General features: G+C 74.0%; 26 protein-coding genes. 11 read left to right on the top strand and 15 right to left on the bottom strand.

Features of this window, described 5'->3' with window-relative positions; genetic code table 11:
• Window positions 1-46: 46 nt before the first annotated feature.
• The 4 genes from ACIA8Q_RS17680 to ACIA8Q_RS17665 all read right to left on the bottom strand — a co-directional run bounded on the left by ACIA8Q_RS17680 (window position 47) and on the right by ACIA8Q_RS17665 (window position 2,827).
• On the bottom strand, window positions 47-616 hold the full coding sequence (locus ACIA8Q_RS17680; protein ID WP_396317423.1) for a hypothetical protein: 570 nt from the start codon (window positions 614-616) through the stop codon (window positions 47-49).
• 10 nt (window positions 617-626) lie between these two features.
• Complete coding sequence (locus tag ACIA8Q_RS17675) at window positions 627-1,643, bottom strand: hypothetical protein (protein WP_360209446.1); 1,017 nt, start codon at window positions 1,641-1,643, stop codon at window positions 627-629.
• 121 nt (window positions 1,644-1,764) lie between these two features.
• Window positions 1,765-1,950 carry a DUF397 domain-containing protein gene (locus ACIA8Q_RS17670; RefSeq protein ID WP_360209443.1) on the bottom strand — a complete coding sequence of 62 codons (186 nt, stop codon included), beginning with the start codon at window positions 1,948-1,950 and terminating at the stop codon, window positions 1,765-1,767.
• A 4-nt stretch (window positions 1,951-1,954) separates the two neighbouring features.
• A complete protein-coding gene (locus ACIA8Q_RS17665; RefSeq protein WP_360209440.1) occupies window positions 1,955-2,827 on the bottom strand; it encodes a DUF5753 domain-containing protein in 873 nt (290 codons plus the stop codon).
• A gap of 209 nt (window positions 2,828-3,036) precedes the next feature.
• On the opposite strand from ACIA8Q_RS17665, the gene ACIA8Q_RS17660 reads away from it, so the two are divergent.
• Both ACIA8Q_RS17660 and ACIA8Q_RS17655 read left to right on the top strand, forming a co-directional pair.
• The gene (locus ACIA8Q_RS17660; RefSeq protein WP_360209437.1) at window positions 3,037-3,399 is read left to right on the top strand and encodes an ATP-binding protein; all 363 of its coding nucleotides are present in this window, start codon (window positions 3,037-3,039) and stop codon (window positions 3,397-3,399) included.
• Window positions 3,396-3,650 (top strand): hypothetical protein, encoded by a 255-nt coding sequence (locus ACIA8Q_RS17655; RefSeq protein WP_360209435.1) that lies wholly within the window; start codon window positions 3,396-3,398, stop codon window positions 3,648-3,650. The genes ACIA8Q_RS17660 and ACIA8Q_RS17655 overlap by 4 nt, the downstream gene beginning before the upstream one ends.
• A 94-nt stretch (window positions 3,651-3,744) precedes the next feature.
• Here the strand turns inward: ACIA8Q_RS17655 and ACIA8Q_RS17650 are convergent, their stop codons facing one another.
• From ACIA8Q_RS17650 to ACIA8Q_RS17640, 3 genes are all read right to left on the bottom strand, one after another.
• Window positions 3,745-4,578 (bottom strand): NAD(P)H-binding protein, encoded by an 834-nt coding sequence (locus ACIA8Q_RS17650; protein WP_396317422.1) that lies wholly within the window; start codon window positions 4,576-4,578, stop codon window positions 3,745-3,747.
• Window positions 4,579-4,747: 169 nt separating this feature from the next.
• Window positions 4,748-5,260, bottom strand: a complete 513-nt coding sequence (locus ACIA8Q_RS17645; RefSeq protein ID WP_396317421.1) for a hypothetical protein — start codon at window positions 5,258-5,260, stop codon at window positions 4,748-4,750.
• Between the two features lie 111 nt (window positions 5,261-5,371).
• A complete protein-coding gene (locus ACIA8Q_RS17640; RefSeq protein ID WP_396317420.1) occupies window positions 5,372-6,358 on the bottom strand; it encodes a zinc-binding alcohol dehydrogenase family protein in 987 nt (328 codons plus the stop codon).
• Window positions 6,359-6,467: 109 nt separating this feature from the next.
• On the opposite strand from ACIA8Q_RS17640, the gene ACIA8Q_RS17635 reads away from it, so the two are divergent.
• The gene (locus tag ACIA8Q_RS17635) at window positions 6,468-6,809 is read left to right on the top strand and encodes a metalloregulator ArsR/SmtB family transcription factor (RefSeq protein ID WP_360209423.1); all 342 of its coding nucleotides are present in this window, start codon (window positions 6,468-6,470) and stop codon (window positions 6,807-6,809) included.
• Window positions 6,810-6,821: 12 nt separating this feature from the next.
• Here the strand turns inward: ACIA8Q_RS17635 and ACIA8Q_RS17630 are convergent, their stop codons facing one another.
• Entirely contained in the window at window positions 6,822-7,502 is a 681-nt protein-coding gene (locus tag ACIA8Q_RS17630; RefSeq protein ID WP_396317419.1) for a hypothetical protein, read from the bottom strand.
• A 245-nt stretch (window positions 7,503-7,747) separates the two neighbouring features.
• A complete protein-coding gene (locus ACIA8Q_RS17625) occupies window positions 7,748-8,515 on the bottom strand; it encodes a CDP-alcohol phosphatidyltransferase family protein (RefSeq protein ID WP_360209418.1) in 768 nt (255 codons plus the stop codon).
• A 240-nt stretch (window positions 8,516-8,755) separates the two neighbouring features.
• Between ACIA8Q_RS17625 and ACIA8Q_RS17620 the strand changes: the two genes are divergently transcribed.
• Entirely contained in the window at window positions 8,756-9,406 is a 651-nt protein-coding gene (locus ACIA8Q_RS17620; protein WP_396317418.1) for an NUDIX hydrolase, read from the top strand.
• A 124-nt stretch (window positions 9,407-9,530) separates the two neighbouring features.
• Entirely contained in the window at window positions 9,531-10,217 is a 687-nt protein-coding gene (locus tag ACIA8Q_RS17615) for an HAD family hydrolase (protein ID WP_396317417.1), read from the top strand.
• Between the two features lie 131 nt (window positions 10,218-10,348).
• Here the strand turns inward: ACIA8Q_RS17615 and ACIA8Q_RS17610 are convergent, their stop codons facing one another.
• Together ACIA8Q_RS17610 and ACIA8Q_RS17605 are read right to left on the bottom strand one after the other, a co-directional pair.
• Window positions 10,349-11,041, bottom strand: coding sequence for a YidC/Oxa1 family membrane protein insertase (locus ACIA8Q_RS17610; RefSeq protein WP_387901436.1), 693 nt, complete (start codon window positions 11,039-11,041; stop codon window positions 10,349-10,351).
• Window positions 11,042-11,119: 78 nt separating this feature from the next.
• On the bottom strand, window positions 11,120-11,413 hold the full coding sequence (locus ACIA8Q_RS17605) for a DUF6412 domain-containing protein (RefSeq protein ID WP_360209408.1): 294 nt from the start codon (window positions 11,411-11,413) through the stop codon (window positions 11,120-11,122).
• Between the two features lie 200 nt (window positions 11,414-11,613).
• Between ACIA8Q_RS17605 and ACIA8Q_RS17600 the strand changes: the two genes are divergently transcribed.
• Both ACIA8Q_RS17600 and ACIA8Q_RS17595 read left to right on the top strand, forming a co-directional pair.
• Window positions 11,614-11,898, top strand: a complete 285-nt coding sequence (locus ACIA8Q_RS17600; RefSeq protein ID WP_360209406.1) for a type II toxin-antitoxin system prevent-host-death family antitoxin — start codon at window positions 11,614-11,616, stop codon at window positions 11,896-11,898.
• Window positions 11,891-12,313, top strand: coding sequence for a type II toxin-antitoxin system VapC family toxin (locus ACIA8Q_RS17595; protein WP_396317416.1), 423 nt, complete (start codon window positions 11,891-11,893; stop codon window positions 12,311-12,313). Before ACIA8Q_RS17600 ends, ACIA8Q_RS17595 begins: the two co-directional genes overlap by 8 nt.
• Here the strand turns inward: ACIA8Q_RS17595 and ACIA8Q_RS17590 are convergent.
• Window positions 12,300-12,896 (bottom strand): hypothetical protein, encoded by a 597-nt coding sequence (locus ACIA8Q_RS17590; protein ID WP_396317415.1) that lies wholly within the window; start codon window positions 12,894-12,896, stop codon window positions 12,300-12,302. The genes ACIA8Q_RS17595 and ACIA8Q_RS17590 overlap by 14 nt on opposite strands.
• A gap of 74 nt (window positions 12,897-12,970) precedes the next feature.
• Window positions 12,971-14,044 carry a Gfo/Idh/MocA family oxidoreductase gene (locus tag ACIA8Q_RS17585; protein ID WP_360209402.1) on the bottom strand — a complete coding sequence of 358 codons (1,074 nt, stop codon included), beginning with the start codon at window positions 14,042-14,044 and terminating at the stop codon, window positions 12,971-12,973.
• A gap of 216 nt (window positions 14,045-14,260) precedes the next feature.
• On the opposite strand from ACIA8Q_RS17585, the gene ACIA8Q_RS17580 reads away from it, so the two are divergent.
• The 4 genes from ACIA8Q_RS17580 to ACIA8Q_RS17565 all read left to right on the top strand — a co-directional run bounded on the left by ACIA8Q_RS17580 (window position 14,261) and on the right by ACIA8Q_RS17565 (window position 18,549).
• A complete protein-coding gene (locus ACIA8Q_RS17580) occupies window positions 14,261-15,040 on the top strand; it encodes an HAD-IIA family hydrolase (RefSeq protein WP_360209399.1) in 780 nt (259 codons plus the stop codon).
• 122 nt (window positions 15,041-15,162) lie between these two features.
• Window positions 15,163-16,371 carry a low temperature requirement protein A gene (locus ACIA8Q_RS17575; protein WP_396317414.1) on the top strand — a complete coding sequence of 403 codons (1,209 nt, stop codon included), beginning with the start codon at window positions 15,163-15,165 and terminating at the stop codon, window positions 16,369-16,371.
• A gap of 78 nt (window positions 16,372-16,449) precedes the next feature.
• The gene (locus ACIA8Q_RS17570) at window positions 16,450-17,178 is read left to right on the top strand and encodes a uracil-DNA glycosylase (protein WP_360209393.1); all 729 of its coding nucleotides are present in this window, start codon (window positions 16,450-16,452) and stop codon (window positions 17,176-17,178) included.
• Window positions 17,179-17,691: 513 nt separating this feature from the next.
• On the top strand, window positions 17,692-18,549 hold the full coding sequence (locus ACIA8Q_RS17565) for a glycoside hydrolase family 6 protein (protein ID WP_360209391.1): 858 nt from the start codon (window positions 17,692-17,694) through the stop codon (window positions 18,547-18,549).
• Window positions 18,550-18,686: 137 nt separating this feature from the next.
• Here the strand turns inward: ACIA8Q_RS17565 and ACIA8Q_RS17560 are convergent, their stop codons facing one another.
• Window positions 18,687-20,618 (bottom strand): galactose oxidase-like domain-containing protein, encoded by a 1,932-nt coding sequence (locus tag ACIA8Q_RS17560; RefSeq protein WP_396317413.1) that lies wholly within the window; start codon window positions 20,616-20,618, stop codon window positions 18,687-18,689.
• A gap of 157 nt (window positions 20,619-20,775) precedes the next feature.
• A complete protein-coding gene (locus ACIA8Q_RS17555) occupies window positions 20,776-22,911 on the bottom strand; it encodes a glycosyltransferase family 2 protein (protein WP_360209388.1) in 2,136 nt (711 codons plus the stop codon).
• Between the last annotated feature and the right edge of the window lie 494 nt (window positions 22,912-23,405).

The raw sequence follows: 23,405 nt of genomic DNA, 5'->3' as shown, positions 1-23,405 counted from the left end.
GCCGGTCGACGCACCGGGGGCTCCGGTCGGCGGCCGGCCCGGGCGGTCACCGGTAGCTGACGAACCACGTCCTGGCGGCCGCGGCGGCGTGTTCCTCGGGGGTGGCGGTCCCGTCACGGTCGTCGCGCTGGAACGGCCGGCCCGGCACGGGCCGCAGCCGGAAGACGAAGACCCGGCGGGTCCGGTTGCCGGGGCCGAGCGCCGGGGCTCGGCGTTCCAGGTGGGGTTCGGTCGGGTCGACGAGGAACTCGCCCAGGTATCGCTGGCGGACGGGGTCGACCGGGCTTCCGGAGGGGCCGTCGGCGGCGAACAGGTGAAGGGCCCGCCCGTGCTCCCGGTGGTCGAGGAGGGCCCTGTTCCCGAGGGTCAGCCGGTGGTCGCCGAGGGCGCCGACGCTCGTGAGGTGGAACACCGGGCCCCGGTCGTCCTCCTCGGCCCACCCGTCGAAGAGGTTGAAGCCCCGGAGCCGCCGGGCGCCCGGATCCGCGAAGAGGAAGATCGACGGAAGCCCGCGGGCGATGCAGATCCGTGTCTCGCTCGCGCCGCGGCCGGCGTTCCGCACCGCGGCGGCTGTGGTGAAGGCGCCGGGGGAGAGGGGGAGTTGTTCGGGCAGCACCCGGCCGATGCTAGTCGTCGGAGTCGTCGTCCTCGGCGGTGCCGCGGTAGGGGCCGAGCCGGAGGCGCCAGGGGTCGGTGGGCTTGTCGGTGTGGAGCTTGAGCAGGCCGGGGCGGGGGATGACGAGGGTGCGCATGCCCTCGCCCTGGAGGTAGACCATGCTGGAGAACCACCGGGGGAGGCCCTCGGGCGCGGCGCACCTGCACTTGTCCCGGTTGTCCTTGTCCCAGCGCCAGCAGTGGCAGATGAACTCGGCGCCCCAGGAGGAGGAGTCGACGTGCAGCAGGAGTTCGGAGGGCGCGTCGGGGCGGAGGGCGACGACGATCTCGCCGGTCCCCTCGCGGGTGCCGGTCAGTTCGTCGGTCTCGGACGGGCCGTAGAGGCGGACGGACCACTCGGAGCGGCCCTGCGCATCGACCTTCAGGTGGGTGACGTCCCGGGACAGGACGGTGCGGGTGCGCTCGGTTCCGTCGGAGGCGCTGACGTAGAGCAGGGTCCGATGGGTGTCGACCCGGGTCGGGGTCCGGGTCATCGGGACGATCCGGACGCGCTTGGAGGACTTGGCGGTGACCTCGACCACCGCGACGGCGCCGGGCTCGGGGAGCTCGATCGGGAACTCGTGATCGGTGTCCTCGTCCCAGACGCCCGTGTGGTGGAAGGGATCGTCGTCGGTTCGTCGGGGGACGGTGCCGGGCGTGTCCCGGGGCCCGGCGGGGCCGAGCCGGGGCAGCCCGTCGTCGACGGGTCCGGCAGGGAGGGGAGTGGCGGGCGCGCGAGCGGGCTCGGGTGCCTTGCGGGACCGCGGCGGCTTGGGCCGCTGGTCGGAGGTGGGGGCCGCCGCCTTCCTGGGGCGGCCCGGACCGGGGAGCGCCTTGGCCGCCTCGGCGGCCTTCCGGGCGGATTCGGCCGCGTCGCGGGCGGCCCGGGCGGATCGGACGGCGTCGAGGGCCTGGCGGCGCAGGGCGGCAGTGGCGATGAGCGCGCCGATGGCGAGTCCGAGGACGAAGAAGGAGATGGCGAGCAGCACAGTTCCCCCCGAGGCACGGTGTAGCGGATCAGCGTACGCGCCGGGGCGGTCGATGACGAGGGCGCGGACGCGGCGCTGCCCGGGTCCTCGGGGAGCGAAGGACCCGGGCGGCGTGGAGAGTTCAGAGTTCGTACTCGCCGTTGCGGATGGCGGAGACGAGGTCACGCCACTCGCCGGGGGTGAGGTGGGCGACGGCGTCGGGCCGGAGGCTGCTGCGGACGTAGACGGCCTCCGAGGTGATGGCCACCTCAGGGCAGCTCGCACCCTCGCCGCATGCCTCGGGGCGCTTCCAGCGAAGTATCTCCATGGCCCTAGATCTCTTTCTTGATGACCCTGATGGCGTCGCGAGACTGGCTCTCGGTGAGCGCCCTCTCGGTCATCCTGTCGATGATGTGGCGGTAGTTCTCCATCATTTTCTGCTCGTGAAGGAACACTGGGCCGCTGGTCGAGTCGAGCTGAACGGTGTCGAGACGGGGCACTGGTCCGTTCGCATAGATGATGCCTTGACCGGCTCCCATGAAGCCATTGGTGCTGAAGGTGACCACCCGAAGCGTCACGTGAGGCAGCTCCGAGTACTCAAGCAGCTTGTCCATCTGCCTCTTTGCGGCATCACGACCACCGAACAGCATGCGCAGAGCGGCTTCGTGCACCAGCGCCGAGTAGGGTTGCGCACCTTCGCTCATCAAAATCGCGGAGCGCTGAACCCGGTGTTCGACGCGCGCCTCGATGTGGCGTGCGGAGAGTGGCGGGTAGACATCGTTGAAGATGGCTCGTCCGTACTCCTCCGTCTGCATGGCGCCGGGGACGTGCGAGATCTGATACGTGCGCATCCCTTGGGCGAAGTACTCCATCTCGGCGATGTTGAGGAACCCGGCAGGTACAGAGCCCCGGAAGTCCTCCCACCAACCCCTGTGGCGTTCCTCGGCCATGGCTGCGAGGGCCTCGATGAAGGCGACGTCGCCCTCTTCGAACTCGGACGCGAGCATCCGCACGCGCTCGGCGGTGATCGGGTACTGCCCCTTCTCGATCTGGGTGATCTTCGTCCGGGCGAACCCGAACAGCGCGGCGGACTCGGCAGTCGTGCGGCTGGCGCAGTCGCGCATCTTCCGCAGCTCGGTACCTACTCGCTCCTGCCTGGCTGACGGAGTGGTTCGTGGTGGCATGCCCCAAGCATCCATCGCCATCCAGTGAAGGGTCCAGCAATCCATCGATCGAGTGAAGGTGGGGGTAGAAGTACCCCAACATGTACCACCGGTCCTACAGTCTGAGATGCACCGATCGCCGAATGGATCGTCAGTAACGCCGCTCGGGCACCGCAGAACACCCATGCCCAGTGGGCTCGTTCACGGCGACGCATCCGCCGGTCTCACCCTTCCCCCTTCGGGAGACCCCTGTGCGCAACCTCAACTCCCCCTCCCTCGCGCTCTCCCGCGAAGCCCTCCGCGACGCGATGACCCGCGCCGGCTGGGCGCCCCCGACCATCGCCGATGCCGAGCTCGCCCTCGTCGAACTCATCGTCAACGCCTGGCGCCACGGGGGGACCGCCGCCCCCGTCGTCCTCATCCTCTTCCTCGACAACACCCTCCGGGTCACCGTCGCGGACCGCTCCTCCGCCCTCCCCGAACAGCGAACGGCCTCCGCGCTCGCCGAATCCGGCCGGGGCCTCCAGCTCGTCGACGGTCTCACGCACCGCTGGGGCGTCGACCCGCAGACGCTCGGCAAGGCCGTCTGGTTCGAGCTGGACGGTGCCGCGTGAGCGCCCACCACCCGATCCATCCGGCCGATCCGGCGCTCCTCCACCTCACCGTCCGCGAGCTCACCGAACTCGTCGTCGAACTCCGGACCGAGGGGCGCGAGTTCGGTCTCCTCTGGCCGTCCGCCAGGGCCGGTGACGCCGATCTCCGCGGCCGCCGCCTGGTCTCCGTCGGCAGCATCCCGGCCAGCACCCTGATCAACCTCCTCGCACTCCTCCGCGAGTACAAGCGAAGCCGGGACGCGCCCCACTGATGCTCGGACTCCTGGCGTTCGACCTCGTGGCCTTCAACCTCCTCGCCGCCCTTCTCGGTGCTCTCTGCGAGGCCCGGGCCGGTCGCCTCTACCGCTACCGGAAGTCCTCCGCGTGGTCACGGACCCAGGAGCGGAAGGTTCGCGCGGGCCGGCCGAGCACCCGCTCCACGGTGTCGGTGACCCGTTCGGGTTGGTGCGTGAACGACTCCCAGGCGCGCAGTCTGGAGTCCACGAAGGCGGCGTCGCCCCAGGCCGCGGTCAACTGCTCGCGGGCCGCCGCGGGGGCGAGCTCCTCCCAGCGCAGCTCGATGTCGAGTTCCTCGCCGATGAGCCGTACCAGCTCGGCGTGGGCGATCGACTCGGGACCGGTGACCACGTGCCGGGCACCGTCGTGGCCGTCCTCTGTGAGGGCCCGCACGGCGACGTCCGCGATGTCGCTTTCGTGGACGAGTGATCGGCGGGCCCGGCCGTAGGGCCAGCGGACGACTCCCTGCCGGACCTGGTCGGCCCAGCCGAGGGTGTTGCCGGCGAAGTCGATCGCGCGCACGAAGGTCCAGCGGACGCCTGACTTCCTGATCAGCCGCTCGATCTCCTGGTGGAAGATCACGGCCGGTTCGTCGTCGGCGAGGTCGGCCACGTCCGCCGAGAGGTACACGACCCGCTCGGCGTGCGCGGCGATCAGCTCGACCACCCGCGGTTCCACTGGGAGCCCCGGCCACATCAGGTAGACCCGGTCCACCCCGCGCAGCGCCGCCGCCAGCGTCTCCGGCGCCGACAGGTCACCCCGGACGGCCTCGACCCCCTCGGGCAGCGGGACCCTCCCGGGATCCCGTACCAGCGCCCTCACCCCGTACCCGCCCTCCGCCAGGGCGGACACCACGTGCCGCCCCACACTGCCGGTGGCGCCGATCACCAGAATCACGGTCATGCCGCACCCAACGCCCCTGCCGTCCGAACCATGCCGCCCGGGTCGCCCGGGCCGACCGTCCGTCACGCCACGTGCGGGAAGGGCTGGTCGAACCGCCGGTGGGCCCCGCACGAGAAGTCGGCCGGGTCGACTTCACGCGCGGAGTCCGGGCGTCGGCCCGGTCGCGGGGTCAGAGGACCTCGATCTCCTGCGGGGTCACGCTGCGGCTGCATCCGTCCACGTCGACGGTGTAGCCCTTCGGGGGTTCGAGGGCGGTGGTCCACCAGAGGCCGGTGATCCGTCCGATCCGTCCGACGGCTTCGGCGGCTTCGGCGGGCCCGCCTGGCCGCTCGGGCTCGTCGCGGATCCACACCCGGGTGCCTTCGGGCAGGTCACTGCGGTGGCGGGGCGGCATGCCGGGGTGCAGCCGCCCCAGGGAGGAGAGGAACTCCGGCCGCAGGCGCCAGGGGCTCCCGTCCTCGGTCTCCACCGAGTAGACCGGGCCGGGTCGGCCGTCGTGGTCGTCCCGTTCGACGAGGCACTCGACGACGACCCCCCGGGTGCCCAGCAGGTCCGGACCGAGGAAGCCCAGCTCGGGGACCGGCGGCTCCGGGGTGGTCAGCTCCACCATCTCGCCGTACGCCAGCGCCGCCTCGGCGGGCCAGGGGGTCTCGTCCAGCGGCCACCGGTGTCCGGCCGTCATGCGTGCGCTCCTGTCCCCGGCCTCCGTGGACCAGTCCACGGTATCTCGGCCCCGAGGCTGCCGGCCGGGGCGGCCCTGGCAGCCCGGGCCCGCCCCGGCCGGCGGGGGCGGTCAACCCGCCACGCGCACCACGTACTTGCCCAGGGCGCGGCCCTGTTCCATGGCGTCGTGGGCGGCCGCGACGGAGTCCAGACCGGGGAGTTCGGTGACGGGCAGGGCGAGGCCTCCGCCGGACATCAGGCCGAGCACCTTGCCGATCGCCCGGCCGAGCCGCTCGGGGGCGGTGGCGGCCAGTCCGCGGTGGCTGAAGCCGGTGACGGTGAGGTTGCCGGCCATCAGGCGGGCGAGCGGCGGCAGGTCGGCGACGGCGCCGCCGCCCGCGTTGCCGAACAGGACGATCCGGCCGCCGGGCGCGGCCACGTCGAGGTCGAGCTCCAGGGCGTCGGTACCGAGCGGGTCGAGGACGAGGTCGACACCCCGGCCGCCGGCGGCGGCCCGGACGGCCTCGGCCAGGCCCTCGCCGCGGGCGAAGGCGGCGTCGTACCCGGCGGCGACGGCAGCCTCCGCCTTCTCCGGGCGCCCCACCGTGCCGATCAGCCGGCCGCCGCCGAGCAGCGGGACGAGCCGGGCGATCGCACTGCCGATGCCGCCGCCGGCGGAGTGCACCAGGACGGTGTCCCCGGCGGTGAACCGGCCCGCGTCGTCCAGCAGCAGCATCGCGGTGGCCAGGCCGAGCGGGACGGCGGCGGCCTCGGCGAGGGCGACCCCGTCCGGCACGGGTGCGGTGAGCGCCGCCTCGGCGAGCACCACCTCGGCCAGCCCGGCACCGACCGGTGCGGCGGCCACCCGGTCGCCCACGGCCAGTCCGGTGACGCCCTCGCCGACCGCCCGGACGGTGCCCGACACCTCCTTGCCCGGCCGGTACGGCCAGTCGGCGGCGTAGGCGCTGTCGCCGCGCCGGGTCATCACGTCCACGAAGTTCAGGCCGGCGTAGGCCACGTCGACGGAGACCTGCCCGGGGCCGGGGAGCGGTGCCCCGACCTCCCGGATCTCCGTGTGCTCGGCTCCGCCGGGTGCGGTCATCACCAGTGCGCGCATGTCGGTCCCCCTCGACTACGATGTTCGACGAACGACGAAATTGTCGTGGGTCAGTGGTACCACGGCGTTTCGAGACCTGTCGAACATCGCAGATCAGAGAGGCTGGACCGTGCCCCGAAGCACCCGGCGCCGACCGGCGCTCGCCCACCCCGAAACCCGGGAGATCGACCTCCTCGACGTCCTGCACGCGCTCGCCGACCCGACCCGGATGACCATCGTGCGCGTCCTGCGCACCGAGCCCGAACGGGCTTGCGGCACCTTCCCGGTGGACGTCGCGCCCTCCACCCTCAGCCACCACTTCAAGGTGCTGCGCGAGTCCGGCGTGATCCGCCAGCGCGAGGAGGCCAACCGCCGGTTCTCCGCCCTGCGCGCCACCGACCTCGAACAGCGCTTCCCCGGACTCCTCGACACCGTCCTCGCCGCGTACGCGCGCACCGCCGCCGAGGCGTAGCCGGGGCTCGGTTCACCGCTTGGTCGGTGTCGGTGTCGGTGTCGGCGGAGGCGTCCGCGTCGGTGTCGTCGGCGCTGGTTCGGGCGTCGGGGCTGCGTCGGGCGTCGGGGTGGGACCGGTCGGCGGGTGCTCGGTGGACGGGGTCCCGTCGACGGCCACCCCGGCCGTCTCGACGACGGCCGCAGCCCGGTGCCGCCGGTGGTACGAGACGGTGACCGCGGCCAGCAGCGGCCCCCAGGCGACCGTCGGCAGGTAGAGGAAGCCGACCACGGCGTGGCCGAGCGGGCTCATGCCCGAGGGCGGGAACGTCCACCACGCCGCGAACGGCGTCCACAGGCAGACCAGCCCCGCCGCGCCCAGCGAGGCCGTGACCACCACCGCCCGCGGGTCCACCCGGCGCCCGCCGATGAACGGGACCCACCGCGGCGCCACCGTGCCCCAGGGGCGCACCAGCCCGACCGTGAGCAGCGCGAGCGCCTCCGTCAGCACGCTCAGGGTCACCGGCCACACCGCGCCCGGACCGTCGAAGCCCATCGCCCGGTAGCCCGCACCGGTGTACCCGCCGTGCCAGCCCGCGACCAGTGCCAGGCGCCACAGGCCCGACGGCAGTGCGGTCACCGCGGCGGCGTGCGCGGCACGGACGGCCCAGCGGGGCGGGTCGGGAACGGCGGTGGCGGGCCGGGGAGCGGTCATGTACCCACCCTCCCCGCGGGGCCGGTGGCGCCGCGTCCGCCCGGCGGCGGGCCCGGCGCCGCCGACTCCCCCGGGCGGGGGAGCGGCGCGTGCTCCGGAGTGCGGAGCGGCGGCCCGGTGGCCATGCGCCCGGTGGCCGGCAACCCGACCTTCGGCCCGGCGTCCGGCCGCCGGACGCCCGTCCGTCGGCCCGTCGGCCCGTCGGCCCGTCGGCCCGTCAGCCCGTCCGCCCGTCCGTCGGCCCGTCAGCGCAGGCGCGAGGAGGACAGGATCGACGCGAGGTGCGCCACCACCATGCCCCAGGTGATCACCGCGATGCCCGCGACCGTCGCCCGCGTCGCGTCCAGGTTGCCGAGCGCCGCGTCCACCACGGCCGCCGCCAGCAGGACCAGCGAGGCCTCGATGCCGTTCGTCACCCGGTGGATCTTGAACACGGAGGCGAGCCGGCGCGCGGTCGCGATGCCCTGCGACCGGGGCTGCGTGGACTCCTCGTCCGCCGGGGCCTGCCCGCTGCGGGCACGGGCCACGTCCACCAGGTCCGTCGAGGCCTTGAGGAGCACCACGCCCAGCGCCGCCGCCAGACCGACCGAGATCCACAGCTCCGAACCGCCGCGGGCCGCCCGGACCCCGGCGCCGATCATCAGCGCGGCGTCGGCCAGGTAGGCGCCCAGCCGGTCCACGTACACCCCGGCCATGCTGAACTGGCGCTTCCAGCGCGCCACCTCGCCGTCGACGCAGTCGAAGAGCAGGAACAGCTGGAACAGCACCGCGGCCAGCACGGCACCGGTCAGGCCCGGGATCAGCAGGGCCGCCCCGCCGCCGACCCCGCAGACCACCATCACCCAGGTCAGGGTGTTCGGCGACACCGAGGTCCGCACCAGCTGCCGGGTCGTCCGCAGCGAGAGGCGCCGCATGTACATCCGCCCCGCCCAGTGCTCACCGTTGCGGCTCTGCAGCTTGGCCTGCGGCTGGCACACCTCGCGCAGATCCGCGAGTGCCGGAGCAGCCACCATGACGACATCCCTCCACCTGTCCCGGAACGATCACCACAGGATCGATCACCACAGGCTAACGGCCCTCCGCGGACCGCTCCGACCGGCCCGTCCCCCGGCCGGCACGGGCGAAAACCGGTGGGCCCGCGAACAGCCCGTGGATAGGCTGCGCGGGTTTGCCGGAACCGGAAGCGCCGGGCCCGATCACCCTCCCCCGCAAGCCGGTTGAGGCGGTCCGGAGCAGAACGAGGAGTGCTGATCATGGTGACCACGGGCGGCCTGCCGCAGAGCCCCGACCTGCCCCGACTGCTGGCCGACCACCTGCCACAGGGCGCGGCGGAGACGGCCGACCACGAGCGGGTCCGCCGCCTCGTCGCGGCCGCCGGAGAGGGCGCCGGTGCCGTCGGGACCGGTGCGACCGGCACGACCGGCGCGGCGCCTGCCGCGGGCCTCTGGGACCGCAGCACCCCGCTCCACCTCACCGCCTCCGCGCTGATCGTCCACCCGCCCACCCGCCGCGTCCTGCTGCGCTGGCACGTCCGCCAGCAGGCCTGGCTGCAGATCGGCGGGCACGGCGACCCGGGGGAGACCGTCCCGCTGGACATCGCCCTGCGCGAGGGCCGCGAGGAGACCGGGCTCACCGACCTCGCGCCCTGGCCCGACGCCGCCCTCCTCCACCTCGTCGTCGTCCCCGTCGCGGCGTCCGCCACCGAACCGGCCCACCAGCACGCCGACCTGCGGTTCCTGCTCGCCACCGCCGAGCCGGACCGGGCCCGCCCGGAGAACCCCGTCTCCCCGCTGGAGTGGCTCACCCTCGCCGAGGCCCGGCAGCGGACCAGCGAGGAGAACCTGCGCGAGACCCTCGACCGGGCCGCCCGCCTGCTCGACGCGACGCCCGCGCCCCGCGCCTGACCACCGCCCCGCGCCTGACCACCGGACCGGGCCCGGCCGTCGGACCGCGCCCGGCCGTCGCCTCCGGGCCCCTCCCGCCCCAGTTCTCAGACCACGTCTTCAGACCCCGTTGGAGCAGACCCCGATGCACACCGACCAGACCCTGATCTTCGACGCCGACGACACCCTCTGGGAGAACAACGTCCTCTTCGAGCGGGTCATCGACGGCTTCCTGGACTGGGTCGCCGCCCCGGCCGACCGGGACGGCGCCAGGGCCGTCCTCGACCGCATCGAGGCCGAGAACTCCGCGGCCCTCGGCTACGGCGCGACGGTGTTCCGGCAGAGCCTCGCCGACTGCGTGCGCGCCCTCAACGGCGACCGCGCCCTCACCGAGGCCGAGGACGCCCGGATCACCGAGCTCCTCACCCCGCTCACCGCCCGCGACGTCGAACTCATCGCCGGCGTCGCCACCACCGTCGCCGCCCTCGCCGACCGCCACCACCTGCTGCTGCTCACCAAGGGCGACCTCGACGAGCAGCAGCGGAAGGTGGCGGCCTCCACGATCGACCACCACTTCCGCGGCGTCCACATCGTGGCCGAGAAGTCCGTCGACACCTACCTGCAGCTCGTCGCCGACCTCGGCCTCGACCCCGACCGGACGTGGATGATCGGCAACTCGCCCAAGTCCGACATCGCCCCCGCCCGCGGGGCCGGGCTGCGGACCGTCTTCATCCCGCACGAGCACACCTGGGTGCTGGAGCACCAGGACCTCGGCCCGGACGAGGCCACCCTGCAGCTCAGGACCTTCCCCGAGCTGCTCGAGCACTTCTGACCGGCGGCGGCCGGCGGCGCCCGGGGCTACGGTGCCCGGCCGGGCACCCGGTAGCCGACCGACCGACCGGGTGCCCGGCCGTCCGGGCGCCCCGCACCGCTGCGTCCCCGCACCCCCGCGTCCCCCGGGCGTCAGAGCGCCAGCGCCGTCGCCGGCACCGGCGTGCCGTCCCGGTGCAGCCAGGCCCGCTCCGCCGCCGACCAGACGCTCGTGGTCACCAGGTAGAGCGCGGCCGCCACCGGCACCAGCATCGCGAACAGCACCGAACCGAAGGACAGGTACGGCAGCAGGCCCGCCCCCGGCTGCGGGGTGGTCTGCGCCGCCGCCGCACGCCGCGCCCGGCGGAAGTTGACGTACCCGACGGCCGCCAGCCCGGCGTACAGCAGCCCGAACACCGCGAGCTGCCCGGCACCGTGCGCGCCCCCCACGTGCAGGCCGAGCGGCACGCCGAACAGGGTGTGGTCCAGTAGGTCGTTCGGCGTGGTGAAGAGCCGGTACATCACGGAGAAGAACGGGATCTGCACCAGCAGCGGCAGGCACCCGGCGAACGGCGAGGCCTGCTCCTCCCGGTACAGCTCGGCCAGCGCCTCCCGGAGCTTCTCCGGTCGGTCCTTGAACTTCTTGTTCAGCGCGGCGACCTTCGGCGCCAGCCGGGCACGGGACTTCTCCCCGCGCGCCGCGGCCCGCGCCAGCGGGTGCAGCGCCAGCCGGACGGCGACGGTGAACAGGACGATCGCCAGCGCGGTCGGCAGGACCTCGGCGAGTGCGGCGACGGCGGCGTGGGCGACGGCGACGGCCGGGTCGAGAACAGCGAGAACGGACATGGTGAAGCGAGCCCTCCGGGGTCTCAGAACATGAGTGATCGGCGGAGGACGGCCGCGTCGTACGGCGGAACGGAAGGACTACGCGGCCGCCGGGGCCGCACCCGGTGCCCTCGGGCGTCGCCTGCCCCGGGCATCCGGATCACGCTGCGGCAGGAAGGCCGTGCCGAACGCACGACGCCGCAACACCCCGCTGCGCACCGCGGCGGGCGCCCGCGCCCCGAGCAGCCGCGCCCCGGCCAGCGTCCCGGCGACCGCACCGGCCACCAGCACCACGGCCGCGACCGCCGCCACCGAGGCGAACGACCCGCCCTCGGTGACCAGCTCCCCGGTCAGCACCCGGAGCAGCCCGATCAACATCGCCACGATGCCCACGCGCCACTCCTCTCGATGCTCCGGACCCACCGGACGTACAGGAGCCCGATCCTACGGCCTGCACCCACCCGCCCGACAGCCGCTCGGGGAATCTCCCTCGCGGACACCCGCACCCGATCCGTGCCGTCCTGCCCGGGGAGGTTGGGTCCGGGGCGTTCGGGGTGTAGCGAGTGGGGCTACGCGGGGCTACCTTGGGGAGCATGAAGACGATTACCCAGCGGGAGTTCCGGAACAACTCCGCCGCGGTGATGGACGCGGTGGAGGCGGGGGAGACCTTCCACATCACCAGGAACGGGGTCGAGGTCGCGGAGCTGCGGCCGGTGGCGGGGCGGCGGCGGCTCACGGCGGAGGAGCTGGTGGCGCGGCACGTGAAGCTGCCGCGGGTGGACTACCAGGAGATGCGCAAGGAGGCCGAGGAGTACTTCGGTCCGGAGGAGCTGGTGGGGGACGACGGCGACGACCCGTTCGAGCGGCCGCGTGGCTGAGCGCCGACGGGCGTCCCGGCGGCGGCCGGCCGGGGTGCTGGACACCTGCGTGTACATCGATCTGGCGCTGCTCTCCCCGGCGGACCTGCCGGCCGTGCCGGAGCTGACCGCGATCACCTTCGCCGAGCTGCAGCAGGGCGTGTCGATGGCGCGCGACCCGGTCAGCCGGGCGGCCCGGCTGGAGGTGCTGGGCGCGGCGATGGCCGACTTCGACCCGCTGCCGTTCGACGCGGCGGCCGCGGCCCGGTACGGGACGCTGGTGACCCTGACGATCGCCGCCGGGCGCCAGCCCCGCCCACGACGGATCGATCTGATGATCGCCGCCGTCGCCTCCGTGCACGGCCTGCCGCTCTACACCCGCAACGTCGCCGACTTCCGGGGCCTGGGCTCGGCGGTCGAGGTCATCGGGGTGTGAGGGCCGCGACCCCGTCGCGTTCGACGCGGTCGGCCAGCGCCGCCGCGGCCAGCAGGGCCGGCCGCCGGCTCGGGGTGCGCCGCAGGACGAGGTTGCGCCCGCGGGTGCCGACGTCGGGGCCCGCGGCGGCGGCGACGGCCCAGCAGGGGCGGCCCGTCAGCCGCAGGAACGACCAGCGGACCGCGAAGTCCAGGAGGACGAGGAGGGCGAACGGGACGAGCAGGAGGAGTCCGTCCCCGCCGTCCGGCTGGACGTGCCGCAGCGGGTTGTGGTCGTTCAGCGGCCTGGTGGTGGCCCGGAAGCGGCCGAGCCACACCACCGCGATCCGCACCGGGACGCCGTCCGGCCCGGTCACGTCGAGGTGGCCGACCTGCCCGGCCCGTCTGCCCCGGGTCCAGGCGGCCCGCTCCGACTCGGCGGCGCGGGCGGCCTGGCGCTCTCGCTCCTGTGCCTGCCAGGCCTTCTGCTGCGCCTCGTGCCGGGCGTTCCAGGCGGCTTCCCGCTCCTGCTGCCCGGCCGACCAGGCCCGTTCGCGCTGCAGCCGTTCCTCGCCGCTGACCGGTCGCCCCCGCCGACTGTCCATCCGGCCACTCCAGGGTCCGCGGGGTGGGGGCGACAGTCTCGGGGACGTGCGGGGGCGACGGGCCCGGCGCGGGTTCAGTCCAGCCGGACGGTGGTGCCGGTGGCGGCGGAGGTGCGCGCGGCCTCCAGGACGGTCAGGGTGGCCACCGCGTCGTGCGGGTCGACCGGCGGCGGGGTGCCGGGGGAGGCCAGCGAGGCGGCGATGCCGGCGTAGTAGGCGGGGTAGTCGCCGGGGTCGGTGGGCAGGGTGATCACGGACTCGTCGGTGCCGAGGGTGCCGTACTGCGCGGGCTGGTCCGCGCCCCAGGGCCGGCTGCCGTCCGGCCGGTGTCCCGCGCGCAGGTCGGCCTCCTGCGGGTCCATGCCGGGCTTGACGTACCCGGCGGTGTCGCCGAGGACGCGCAGCCGGGGGCCGATCAGCGGGGCGATGGCGCTGGTCCACAGGTGCGAGCGGGTGCCGGAGGCGTGGGTGAGGGCGAGGAAGGCGTCGTCGTCGACGACCGCGCCGTCCCGGCGGACGTCGATCTCCGCGTACACGGTCTCGACCGGTCCGAACAGGGTGAGCGCCTGGTCGACGAGGTGGCTGCCGAGGTCGTACAGGGTGCCGCCGACCTCGGCCGGGTCGGCGAGTTCGCGCCAGCCGGGCTTGGGCTTGGGCCGGAAGCGCTCGAAGCGGGACTCGAAGCGGTGCACCCGGCCGAGCGCGCCGCCCCGCACGAGCCGGGCGGTGGTGAGGAAGTCGCCGTCCCAGCGCCGGTTCTGGAACACGGAGAGCAGGGTGCCGCGGGACTCGGCGAGGCGGCAGAGCTCCAGCGCCTCGGCGGCGGTGCCGGCCAGCGGCTTGTCGACGACGGTGGCGAGCCCGGCGCGAAGGGCGGCGCGGGCGAGCGGGGCGTGGGTGCGGTTGGGGGAGGCGATGACGACGAGGTCGAGCGCGTCCGGGTCGGCGAGCAGTTGTTCCGGGGTGTCCACGGCGCGGGCGCCGGGGTGTTCGCGCTGCAGCTGCTCGCGGCGCTCGGGGTTGGCGGTGACCACGGCGTCCAGGCGCAGCCCCGGGGTGGTGGCGATGAGCGGGGCGTGGAAGGCGGAACCGGCCAGGCCGTAGCCGATCAGGCCGACGCGGAACGGGCGGGAGGTCTCGGGGCTCATGGGGCCCACTCAATCATGAGGCGCCCGGTTGCTCCCGGTTTGCTGCGGGGCCACCCGCCCGGGCCGACGGGTCACGCCGGAGGGGACGGCAGCGGGGACGGGGGCTGGGGCGGAGTTCCGCTGCGCGGGACGTGCTGCCGTCGGGCAGGCGTGCGGATTAGGCTGTGCCGCGTCAGGGCCCACCGCACGACGTTGCAACACTCGGGAGACACGCACGTGGCAGACCGCAAGCCCATCGAGTCCTGGCTGACCGACATGGACGGTGTCCTCATCCACGAGGGCACCCCGATCCCCGGGGCGGAGGAGTTCCTGCGCAGGCTGCGGGAGTCCGGCAAGCCGTTCCTGGTGCTCACCAACAACTCCATCTACACCCCGCGCGACCTCAGCGCCCGCCTGGCCGGCATGGGCCTGGAGGTGCCCGAGGAGTGCATCTGGACCTCCGCCCTGGCCACCGCCAAGTTCCTCAAGGGCCAGCGCCCCGGCGGCACCGCGTACGTGATCGGCGAGGCGGGCCTGACCACCGCGCTGTACCAGGCCGGCTACGTGCTGACCGACAACAACCCGGACTACGTCGTCCTCGGCGAGACCCGCACCTACAGCTTCGAGGCGCTCACCAAGGCGATCCGCCTGATCAACCAGGGCGCCCGGTTCATCTGCACCAACCCGGACGAGACCGGCCCCTCCACCGAGGGCGTGCTGCCGGCCACCGGTTCGGTCGCGGCCCTGATCACCAAGGCGACCGGCGTCGAGCCGTACTTCGTCGGCAAGCCCAACCCGCTGATGATGCGGGAGGCGCTGAACACCGCGGGCGCCCACTCCGAGACGGCCGTGATGATCGGCGACCGGATGGACACCGACATCGTCGCGGGCATGGAGGCGGGCATGGAGACCATCCTGGTCCTCACCGGTCTCACCGCCGCCGCCGACGTGGAGCGCTTCCCGTACCGGCCGACCCGGGTGGTCAAGTCGATCGCGGACCTGGTCGACCTGGTCTAGCCTCTGCGGTGCTGTCGTGGGCCCCGTTCCGGCCGGTCGCCGGGGCGGGGCCCGCTTCGTACCTGGGGAGAGGCAACGGCGGGATGAGTGCGACGGGGGACGTCGGAGCGGTGGTTGCCGCGGTGGGGGACGTCGGAACGGTGGACGTCAGGGCGGTGGACGTCAGGGCGGTGGACGTCGGAACGCCGGCCGGCGGCGCGGCGGGAGGCGGCGGGGCGGCCGAGGAGAAGCGGGTCACCTGGGCCGAGCTCTACTTCGACCTGGTCTTCGTCTTCGCGATCACCCAGGTCTCCGGGCTGCTGCACCACCACCACGACGGGGCCGGCCTCGTCCGGGCGCTCGTGGTGTTCGTGCCGGTCTACTGGTGCTGGGTGGGCACCACGGTGCAGGCCAACATCCGGGACGTGGACAACCCGCGGGACCGCCTCGGCATCCTGGCGGTGGGGCTGGCCGGCCTGTTCATGGCGCTGGCCGTCCCGGGCGCGTACGGCGGCCGGGGCGTGCTGCTCGGCCTCGGGTACTGGCTGGCCAGGGTGGTGCTGCTGCTCCTGCTGATCCGGGTGCCGGGGGTCTGGCGCGGCCCGTACGGCGCGGGCGTGCTGGTCAGCGGGCCGCTGCTGGTGCTGGGCGGGCTGCTGCCGGACGGCCCGCGGCTGGGGCTGTGGGCGGCGGCCGCGTTCTGCGACCTCGCGGCCCCGCTGGTGTTCCGGCGGCGGCTGGCCGCGGTGGCCTACCACCCCTCGCACATGCCGGAACGGTTCGCACTGTTCCTGCTGGTGGCGCTCGGCGAGTCGATCGTCGGGATCGGCGGAACGGCGGCCGGCGCGCGGCTGGACGCGGCCGAACTGGTCGCCGTGGCGGCCGCGTTCACCATCTCGGCGGGCCTGTGGTGGCAGTACTTCGTCTACGCGGCGGACGCGATGCGGCACGCCGTCGAGGTCGCCGACTCCCGGCGCGACGTCATCCGGCGGATCTTCCAGTACGGGCACCTGGCGCTGGTCGCCGGGGTGATCGGGGTGGCGGTCGGCTTCGGGGAGACGGTCGCGGACCCGTGGCGGGCGCTCGGCCCGGGAGCGGTGGCGCTGCTGTACGGCGGATGCGGGCTCTACCTGCTGACCTTCGGGTACACCCGCTGGATGATGTTCCGGCAGGTGGCGAGCACCCGGATCGGCGCCGCGGTGCTGGTGCTGGGGCTGGCGCCCGCGATGGTGCGGCTGCCGGCGCTGGCGGTGCTGGTGACGCTGGCGGTGCTGCTGGTGGGGCTCAACGTGCTGGAGCACGTGCGGGTGGCGCGGGCGGCCGCCGCGGCCGCTCCGGCTCCGGGGGAGTGAGTTGTCGGTGGGGCTGTGTAGCGTTCGGGGTGAAAGAGGGCGTGCGGCGCAACAGCCGCGGTGTGGGAGGTGGATGTCGTGACGGACACTGTCGAGGCGGGCGTCGTCGAGGCCGGTGCGGGCGGCGGGCTGGAGCTGCCCGAGTCCTGGCGCGCGGTGCTGGGTGCCGAGACGGAGAAGCCGTACTTCGGCGAGCTGGCGGCCTTCGTGGCGGCCCAGCGCGCGGAGCACGAGGTGTTCCCGCCGAGCGGCCAGGAGTTCGCCGCGCTGGAGGCCACCCCGTACGACAAGGTCCGGGTGCTCGTCCTCGGCCAGGACCCGTACCACGACAACGGCCAGGCGCACGGCATGAGCTTCTCGGTGCTGCCCGGCACCAGGACGCCGCCGTCGCTGCGCAACATCTTCAAGGAGCTGGACGCCGACCTCGGCATCCCCGCCCCGGACAACGGCTACCTGATGCACTGGGCCGAGCAGGGCGTGCTGCTGCTCAACGCGGTGCTCACGGTGCGCGCGCACGAGGCCAACTCGCACAAGGCCAAGGGCTGGGAGAAGTTCACCGACGCCGTGATCAAGGCGGTGAGCGAGCGCGAGGAGCCGGTGGTCTTCGTGCTGTGGGGGAACTACGCGAAGAAGAAGCTGCCGCTGATCGACACCTCCAAGCACGTGGTGGTGCAGGGCGCGCACCCGTCGCCGCTGTCGGCCAAGCTGTTCTTCGGGAGCCGGCCGTTCTCGCAGATCAACACGGCGCTGGACGGCTTCGGCGGCGAGCCGATCGACTGGCAGGTGCCCGACCTCAAGCAGGGCTGAGCGCCCGGGGGTTGAGCGCCCGAGGGCGTTCGGGGCTCGAACGCCCGGGGCGTTCGGGGGTGGGGCCCCGGCGGCGTCGGGGTGGCTCGGCGGACGGTCCGGGCGGGCGGTCGCCCGCTGGCCGCTCCACGGCCACCCTCCGTTCACCGGGCGTGGCGGGCGGTCGGTACCCGGTGTGCTTAGCTGGTGCCGACCGGTCGCCGGACCGGCTCTGGGGAGGGGCGGAACGTGCGCCGGGTGGGACGGGTAGGGGCATTCCGACGGGTCGCGGGGGCGGCCCTGGTGGGACTGTTGGTGGGGGCCGCGGCAGGCTGCGGCGGTTCGACCGGGGGGTCGGGGGGATCGACCGGCCGGACGCCGGGCGCCGCGCCGACCGCCGTGCCCACCGACCCGAGCCCGGGTGCCGCGAGCGGGGGTGCCGGTACGGGAGGTGCGGGAGGTGCGGGAGGTGCGGGAGGTGCGGGAGGCGTCGGCCCCGGCGGGCTCGCCCAACTCCCCGGCCAGGCCTTCTACGTGTCCGACCGGACCAACGCCGCCCGCCAGGTGACCGCCCTGCGCGGCCAGGGCCGGACGGCGGAGGCCGACACCCTGCTGCGGATCGCCGCCCAGCCCTCCGCGCAGTGGCTCGGCGAGCAGGGCGCCAGGGAGATCGCCGAACAGGTCAGCAAGCGTGCCGCCGAAGCCGACCGGACGGCCGTCTTCGTCGCCTACAACATCCCGCACCGTGACTGCGGCCTCTACTCGGCCGGCGGCGCCACCGACGCCGCGGCCTACCGGGCCTGGATCAGCGGCGTCGCGGAGGCCCTCGGCGACCGCAGGGCCTGGGTGGTGCTGGAGCCGGACGCCGTCGCGCACACCCTCGACACCTGTGGGATCAAGGGCGACGTCGCGGCCGAGCGCTACGGTCTGCTGGCCTTCGCCGTCCAGGAGTTGAAGAAGCGCCCGCAGGTGCGGGTCTACCTGGACGCGGGCAACCCCGGCTGGTCACAGGACCCGGCCGAACTGTCCACCGCCCTGCGCAAGTCCGGGATCGCAGCAGCCGACGGGTTCGCCGTGAACGTCGCCAACTTCTACGCCACCGACCGGAACGCGGCGTACGGCGCCCAGCTCTCCGCCGCCCTCGGCGGAAAGCCCTTCGTGATCGACACCAGCCGCAACGGCAACGGCCCGCTGGGCGGCGACGCCTGGTGCAACCCGCCGGGCCGCGCGCTCGGCGAACGGCCGTCCGCCGACACCGGCCGGCCCGGGGTCGACGCCTACCTGTGGATCAAGAACCCTGGGGAGTCCGACGGCGAGTGCGGGCGCGGCGAGCCCCGGGCGGGCGAGTTCTGGCTGCCCTACGCGCTCGGTCTGGCGCAGGCCGCGCCCTGACTGGCCGGGTGGCGGCCTCCCGCTGAGGGGGCGGCTGCCGACGGGCCGGGCGGCGAGGGACCGCCCAGGGCTCGCCGGTTCGGGTTCGGGCCCTCCGGGGGGCGAGCCGGCGAGGCCCTGGCCGCCGCGGGCCCCGGTCAGCGCGTCACTTGGATCCAGCGGGCGACCGACGGCGTGCCGGCGGCGTCCGTCACGAAGAGCATGTACCAGCCGGGCGGCAGCAGGTCGGGGTTGGCGGGGAGGGTGAGGGCGACGCCGTCGGCCGTGCGCGCGCCGATGTCCAGGGCCACCGACCGCTGCTCGACGTCGGTCACGTGGGTGACGGAGCTGGGCCGGATCAGCTTGGCGGTGGTGACCGCCTCCGGCCGGGTGCTGCCGATCCGGACGGTGCCGCCGAGCTTCGCCCGCTCCGGTGCGGCGCCGACCTGCGGACGCTCACCGTGGAACAGGTACGGCGGCGTGTACACCTCGATGCGCTGCTCGAAACCGCCCGGGGTGGTCTCGGCCTTGTCCGCGAACAGGGGGTTCGAGCCGAGCACGGCCACCCGGCCGTCCGGCAGCAGCAGCGCCTCGGAGTGGTAGTCGCGGCCGACGGTGGGCTCGGCCGCGGCCGTGAAGGTGTTGCTGTCCGGGTGGTACACCTGTGCCCTGAGCAGGTCGCTGCCGCCCCGGCCGCGGTACCCGCTGGAGCCGCCGGTGGTGAGGACGGTGTCGTCCGGGAGGATCACGCTGTTGAGGTAGCGGGTGCCGCCGGCCGGCAGGTCCGGGCCCGGGGTGAAGGCGGGCGCGGCGGCGGACAGGTCGGCGATGTCGGTGCGCGCGGTGGACGACGGGGACTCGCCGACGCCCCCGCCGCCGAGCACCATCACCTTCTGCGCCTGCGCGGGCGGCAGCAGCACCGAGGAGGACGTCTCGGTGAGGTCCGGGTCGCGCAGGCCGGGGACGGGCTGGAAGCCGTTGGTGGCGAGGTCCCAGACGCCGGGCTCGCGGCCCTTGTCGGCCGGGCCGTAGCCGGCGTTGGAGCCGGAGTAGAAGAGCTTGCCGGCGGCGGTCAGGAAGATCGACGGGTACGTCGGGAAGTAGCGGTCCGGGCCCTTGGACCAGGTCCTGCTCCCCGGGTCGTAGATCTCGTTGTCGTTGCCGTTGAGGATCTCCCCGGTGTCGTCCAGGCCGGAGACGGTGAGCACCCGGCCGTCGCCGAGTCCGGTGAGCGTCGGGTACCAGCGGGCCGAGGCCATGTCGGTGACCTGCTCGTAGAGCTCGGTGTCCGGGTTGAACTCGAAGGCCGAGCGGATGCCCTGGTACTCCTGCTTGTCCAGGGTCAGCTTGGCGCTCTGCCCGTACAGGTCGTGCGCGTCGGCCCCGTCCAGGCCCTTGATCCGGTACTGGGCGGGGGAGCCGGCGACCCAGTCGGGGCCCTCGCCGACCGCCTCGACGAACACGTGCTGCTCGCCGGCGGTGACGACGGTCTGCCGGCCGGAGCCGCTCTTCACCGCGGCCGGGACGGTCACCGGGGCGGTGGAGGCGTACTCGCGTCCGTTCGGGCCGACGAAGACGGTGCCCCTGGGGAACGTCCGGGCGCCGGCCGGGCTCTCGTTGCGCACCCGCATGACGCCGGCCGCCCGCTTCACCGCGCCCGCCAGCTTCTCGTAGCGCTGGGTGCCGCCGGCGAGCAGCAGCCGACCGTCCGGCAGGGAGGCGTGGCCGCCGCAGAACATGTCGGCGGGGGTGGGCACCAGCTTGTAGGTGTTGTCGGCGGGGTTCCAGAGCAGGCTCCGGAAGGTGCCCGCGTCGAAGTGCTTCTCGTCGTTGCCCGAGCCGGCCACGATGAGCACCTTGCCGGTGCGCAGCAGGGAGGCGTGGACGGCGTTGACCCGGAACCCTGCGGGCAGGGTGAGGGTCTGCCAGTGCCCGTACTCCGCCTTGTACTCGGGGCGGTTGATCACGTACTGGTGGTACTGGTGGGTGGCGAACCCGAGGACGGCCGGCGCGTTCATCCCGGCGACGGCCAGGGCCACGGTGCTGCCGAGGGCGAAGCGCTTGGTCCGGCCGGTCTTGTGGATCTTCACGGTGGTTGGTCCCCTCGGGAAGCTCTGCCTGGTCTGCCTGGTCTGCCTGGTCTGCTCGGTCGTCCTGGTCTTCGTGGTCTTCGTGGTCGTCTCGGGCTGCTCGGGCTGTCGGCTCCGTCGGTTCCGGCGGGTTCCGACCGGTTCTGCCGGGGCGGGTTCAGCGCCCGGTGGTGCTCCCCGTCCGGTCCGGCGCGGCCCGGGGGAACGGTGCGGGCGGGGGGAACGGCGCGGGCGGGCCCCCTTCCGGGCCGCCGCCCCCCGGCCGGCGGGCGTGCCGGGGGCGGCGCTTCTCCAGCAGCACCTTCGGCGCCGCCGCAGGGCCGCCGGTGACGGTGAGGGTGGCCGTGGGGCGGGTGCGCCGGCGGCGGACGGCGTCACCGGCCAGCACCAGCACCGGCAGCAGGGTCAGGAGCAGGGCGATCCAGGCCCAGGTGCGCATCGCGACGTGGTCGTGCCCGGTGACGAAGGATGCGGCGATCGCCCCGCCGAACACCAGTGCCCAGAAGAGGTGGAAGCGGAAGGTGCCGACCCGGTCCGTACTGGCCGAACGGCCCTTCGGCGTCACCACGAACCGGCTGCGCCGCCGCAGCAGCGCCTGCACCAGGGAGGCGGCGTAGACCGGGCCGCAGAGCGCCGACATCAGCATGCCCGCCACCCCGGAGGAACCGGCCGGCTCGTGCGGGCTCACGTTGTGCTTGCGGTTCCAGGTGTAGAGCAGCAGCTGGAGGGCGGCGGCGTCGCTGTACAGCATCATCCAGATCTCGGAGGACACGTGCACGCCCGAGGCGCCGAACACCAGGTAGAGGACGCTGGACGCACCGCCGAGCAGCCAGGTGAGCGCCGCCATCGGGTAGAAGCCCACCATCAGCGAGTAGTTGAGCAGACGGCCGGGCGACAGCTGCCAGAGCACCCGCCAGTACCGGGTGAGCAGGGTCTCGTAGGTGCCGCGGCTCCAGCGGAGTTGCTGGGAGAAGAAGTCGGTCCAGGAGGACGGGCCCTCGCCGACCGCGAGCACGTCCGGCGTGTACACGGACTTCCAGCGTTCACCGGTCCCGGGGTTCCGGCTCCGGTGGAACTCCAGGCCGGTCGCCATGTCCTCCGTGACGGAGTCGGACAGTCCGCCGATCGACTGGAGCGCGCGGATCCTGACGGCGTTGTTGGTGCCGACGAACATGGGCGCGCCGTACCGGTTCCCGGCGCGCTGGACGAGGGCGTGGAAGAGGTACTGCTGGCTCTCGGAGAACCTGGTGACGGCCGATCCCGAGCTCCGGTAGTTCCCGTACACCTGGGGGCCGACCACGAACGCCACGTCCGGGTCGCGGAAGTAGCCGAGCATCCGCTCGCAGAAGTCGGGCAGCGGGGCGTGGTCGGTGTCGACCGAGACCCAGAAGTCGTAGTCGTCGCCGTGCGCCTGCAGCCAGGCGTTGTAGTTGCCGTGCTTGGTGTGGGCGCGGAACCGGCCCTCGGGCCGGTTCCAGTGCGGTTGGCCGGACCGGCTGAAGTGGCGCACGCCGAGCTCGGCGCAGAGGGCCCGCATCGCCGGGTCGTTCCCCTCGTCCAGCAGCCACAGGTCGTACGGTCCGTCGTGCCGCACGGCGCGCGCCGCGACGAGCGTGGCCCGGACCATCTCCGGCGGCTCCTTGCCCGGCACACAGGTGGTCAGGAAGGCGACCCGGGTGCCCGGTTGCGGTGTCACCGGCACCGGGTCGCGGGCGACCAGGGTCGCGTGGGTGTTGGAGACCACGTTGACCAGCCGGAAGAGCTCGACCACGGCGATGATCCCGATCATCACCCGGTCGCCGAGCAGCACCAGCGTGTCCGTCTCGCCGGGGCGCTCGGGCCAGTGCTCCGGCAGGAGCAGCCAGACCAGCAGCACGGCCTCCACCAACGGGGCCGCCACCAGCAGCAGCACCGCGCGGACCCGGTGCGGCTCGCGGCGCAACAGGCTGCGGTACTGCACCCGGTAGGGGGCGGGGGCGGTCGGCTCCGCCGTGCGGTCCGGAGACAGGTCCCCGGGCAGGTCCGCGAGCCGCGCCTCGGGGGGAGCGCCGTGGTCCGGCCCGTGGGGGGCGGGCTCGGGCCAGTGGGGAACGGACTCGGGCCGGTAGACGCCACCGCCGAGGTCGTCGTCCTCGTCCGGGTCGTGGGCCGGGCCGGCGAGTCGGCTGAAGTGGCCGTAGTCGTAGGGGGCTTCGGGAGCCGGGACGGAGGCCAGTTCCTCGTCGAGCCGCCGTCGGGCGCCCCGCCCGCGGGCCGTTCCGGCATCCCTCTGCCGTGCGAACGGCGTGGTCATCGTCAGCTCCCCCCAGCGGGGCCGGCCGTGTCGGCGGGCCTGTTGGTGCGTGTCCGGAACGGGAGTATGCGACCTGCCGCGTCGTGCTGCGCCCCGGTGCGCCGGCGGTCGCGTTCGGCGGGGCCGGTCCGCGCCCCCCGGAGCCTTGCTGCGCTCCGTGTCTCGCTCTGTGCTTGGTTACGCCCTGCTGCGCCCTGCTGCGCCCGACTGCGCCCGAAAGCCGGTCCGGTGGAAGTCCGCCGGGTGAACTGCGGCGTTCCGGGCCGATCTCCGGCCGCCACTCGCGCCATGCGTCCGCGCGCCGGGCGTCCCCGGGTCATCTGTCCGCGGGTCATGCGTCCGCGAGCGGAATTCGTCGAGCGCCTGCAGGGGAGTCCACGTGCGGATCCCGTGACGCGTCCCGGCTTCCCCTCCCGGGTGCGGGATCCACTGCGCCCCAACTCTCCCGGAGCGCAACCGTGATCGCAACCGATCCGGGGGATGAGCGCCGTGCC

Origin of the sequence: Kitasatospora sp. NPDC051705 (assembly GCF_044453265.1) — a bacterium.
Lineage (GTDB): Bacteria > Actinomycetota > Actinomycetes > Streptomycetales > Streptomycetaceae > Kitasatospora.
This window is presented reverse-complemented; position numbering and strand designations above follow the sequence as displayed.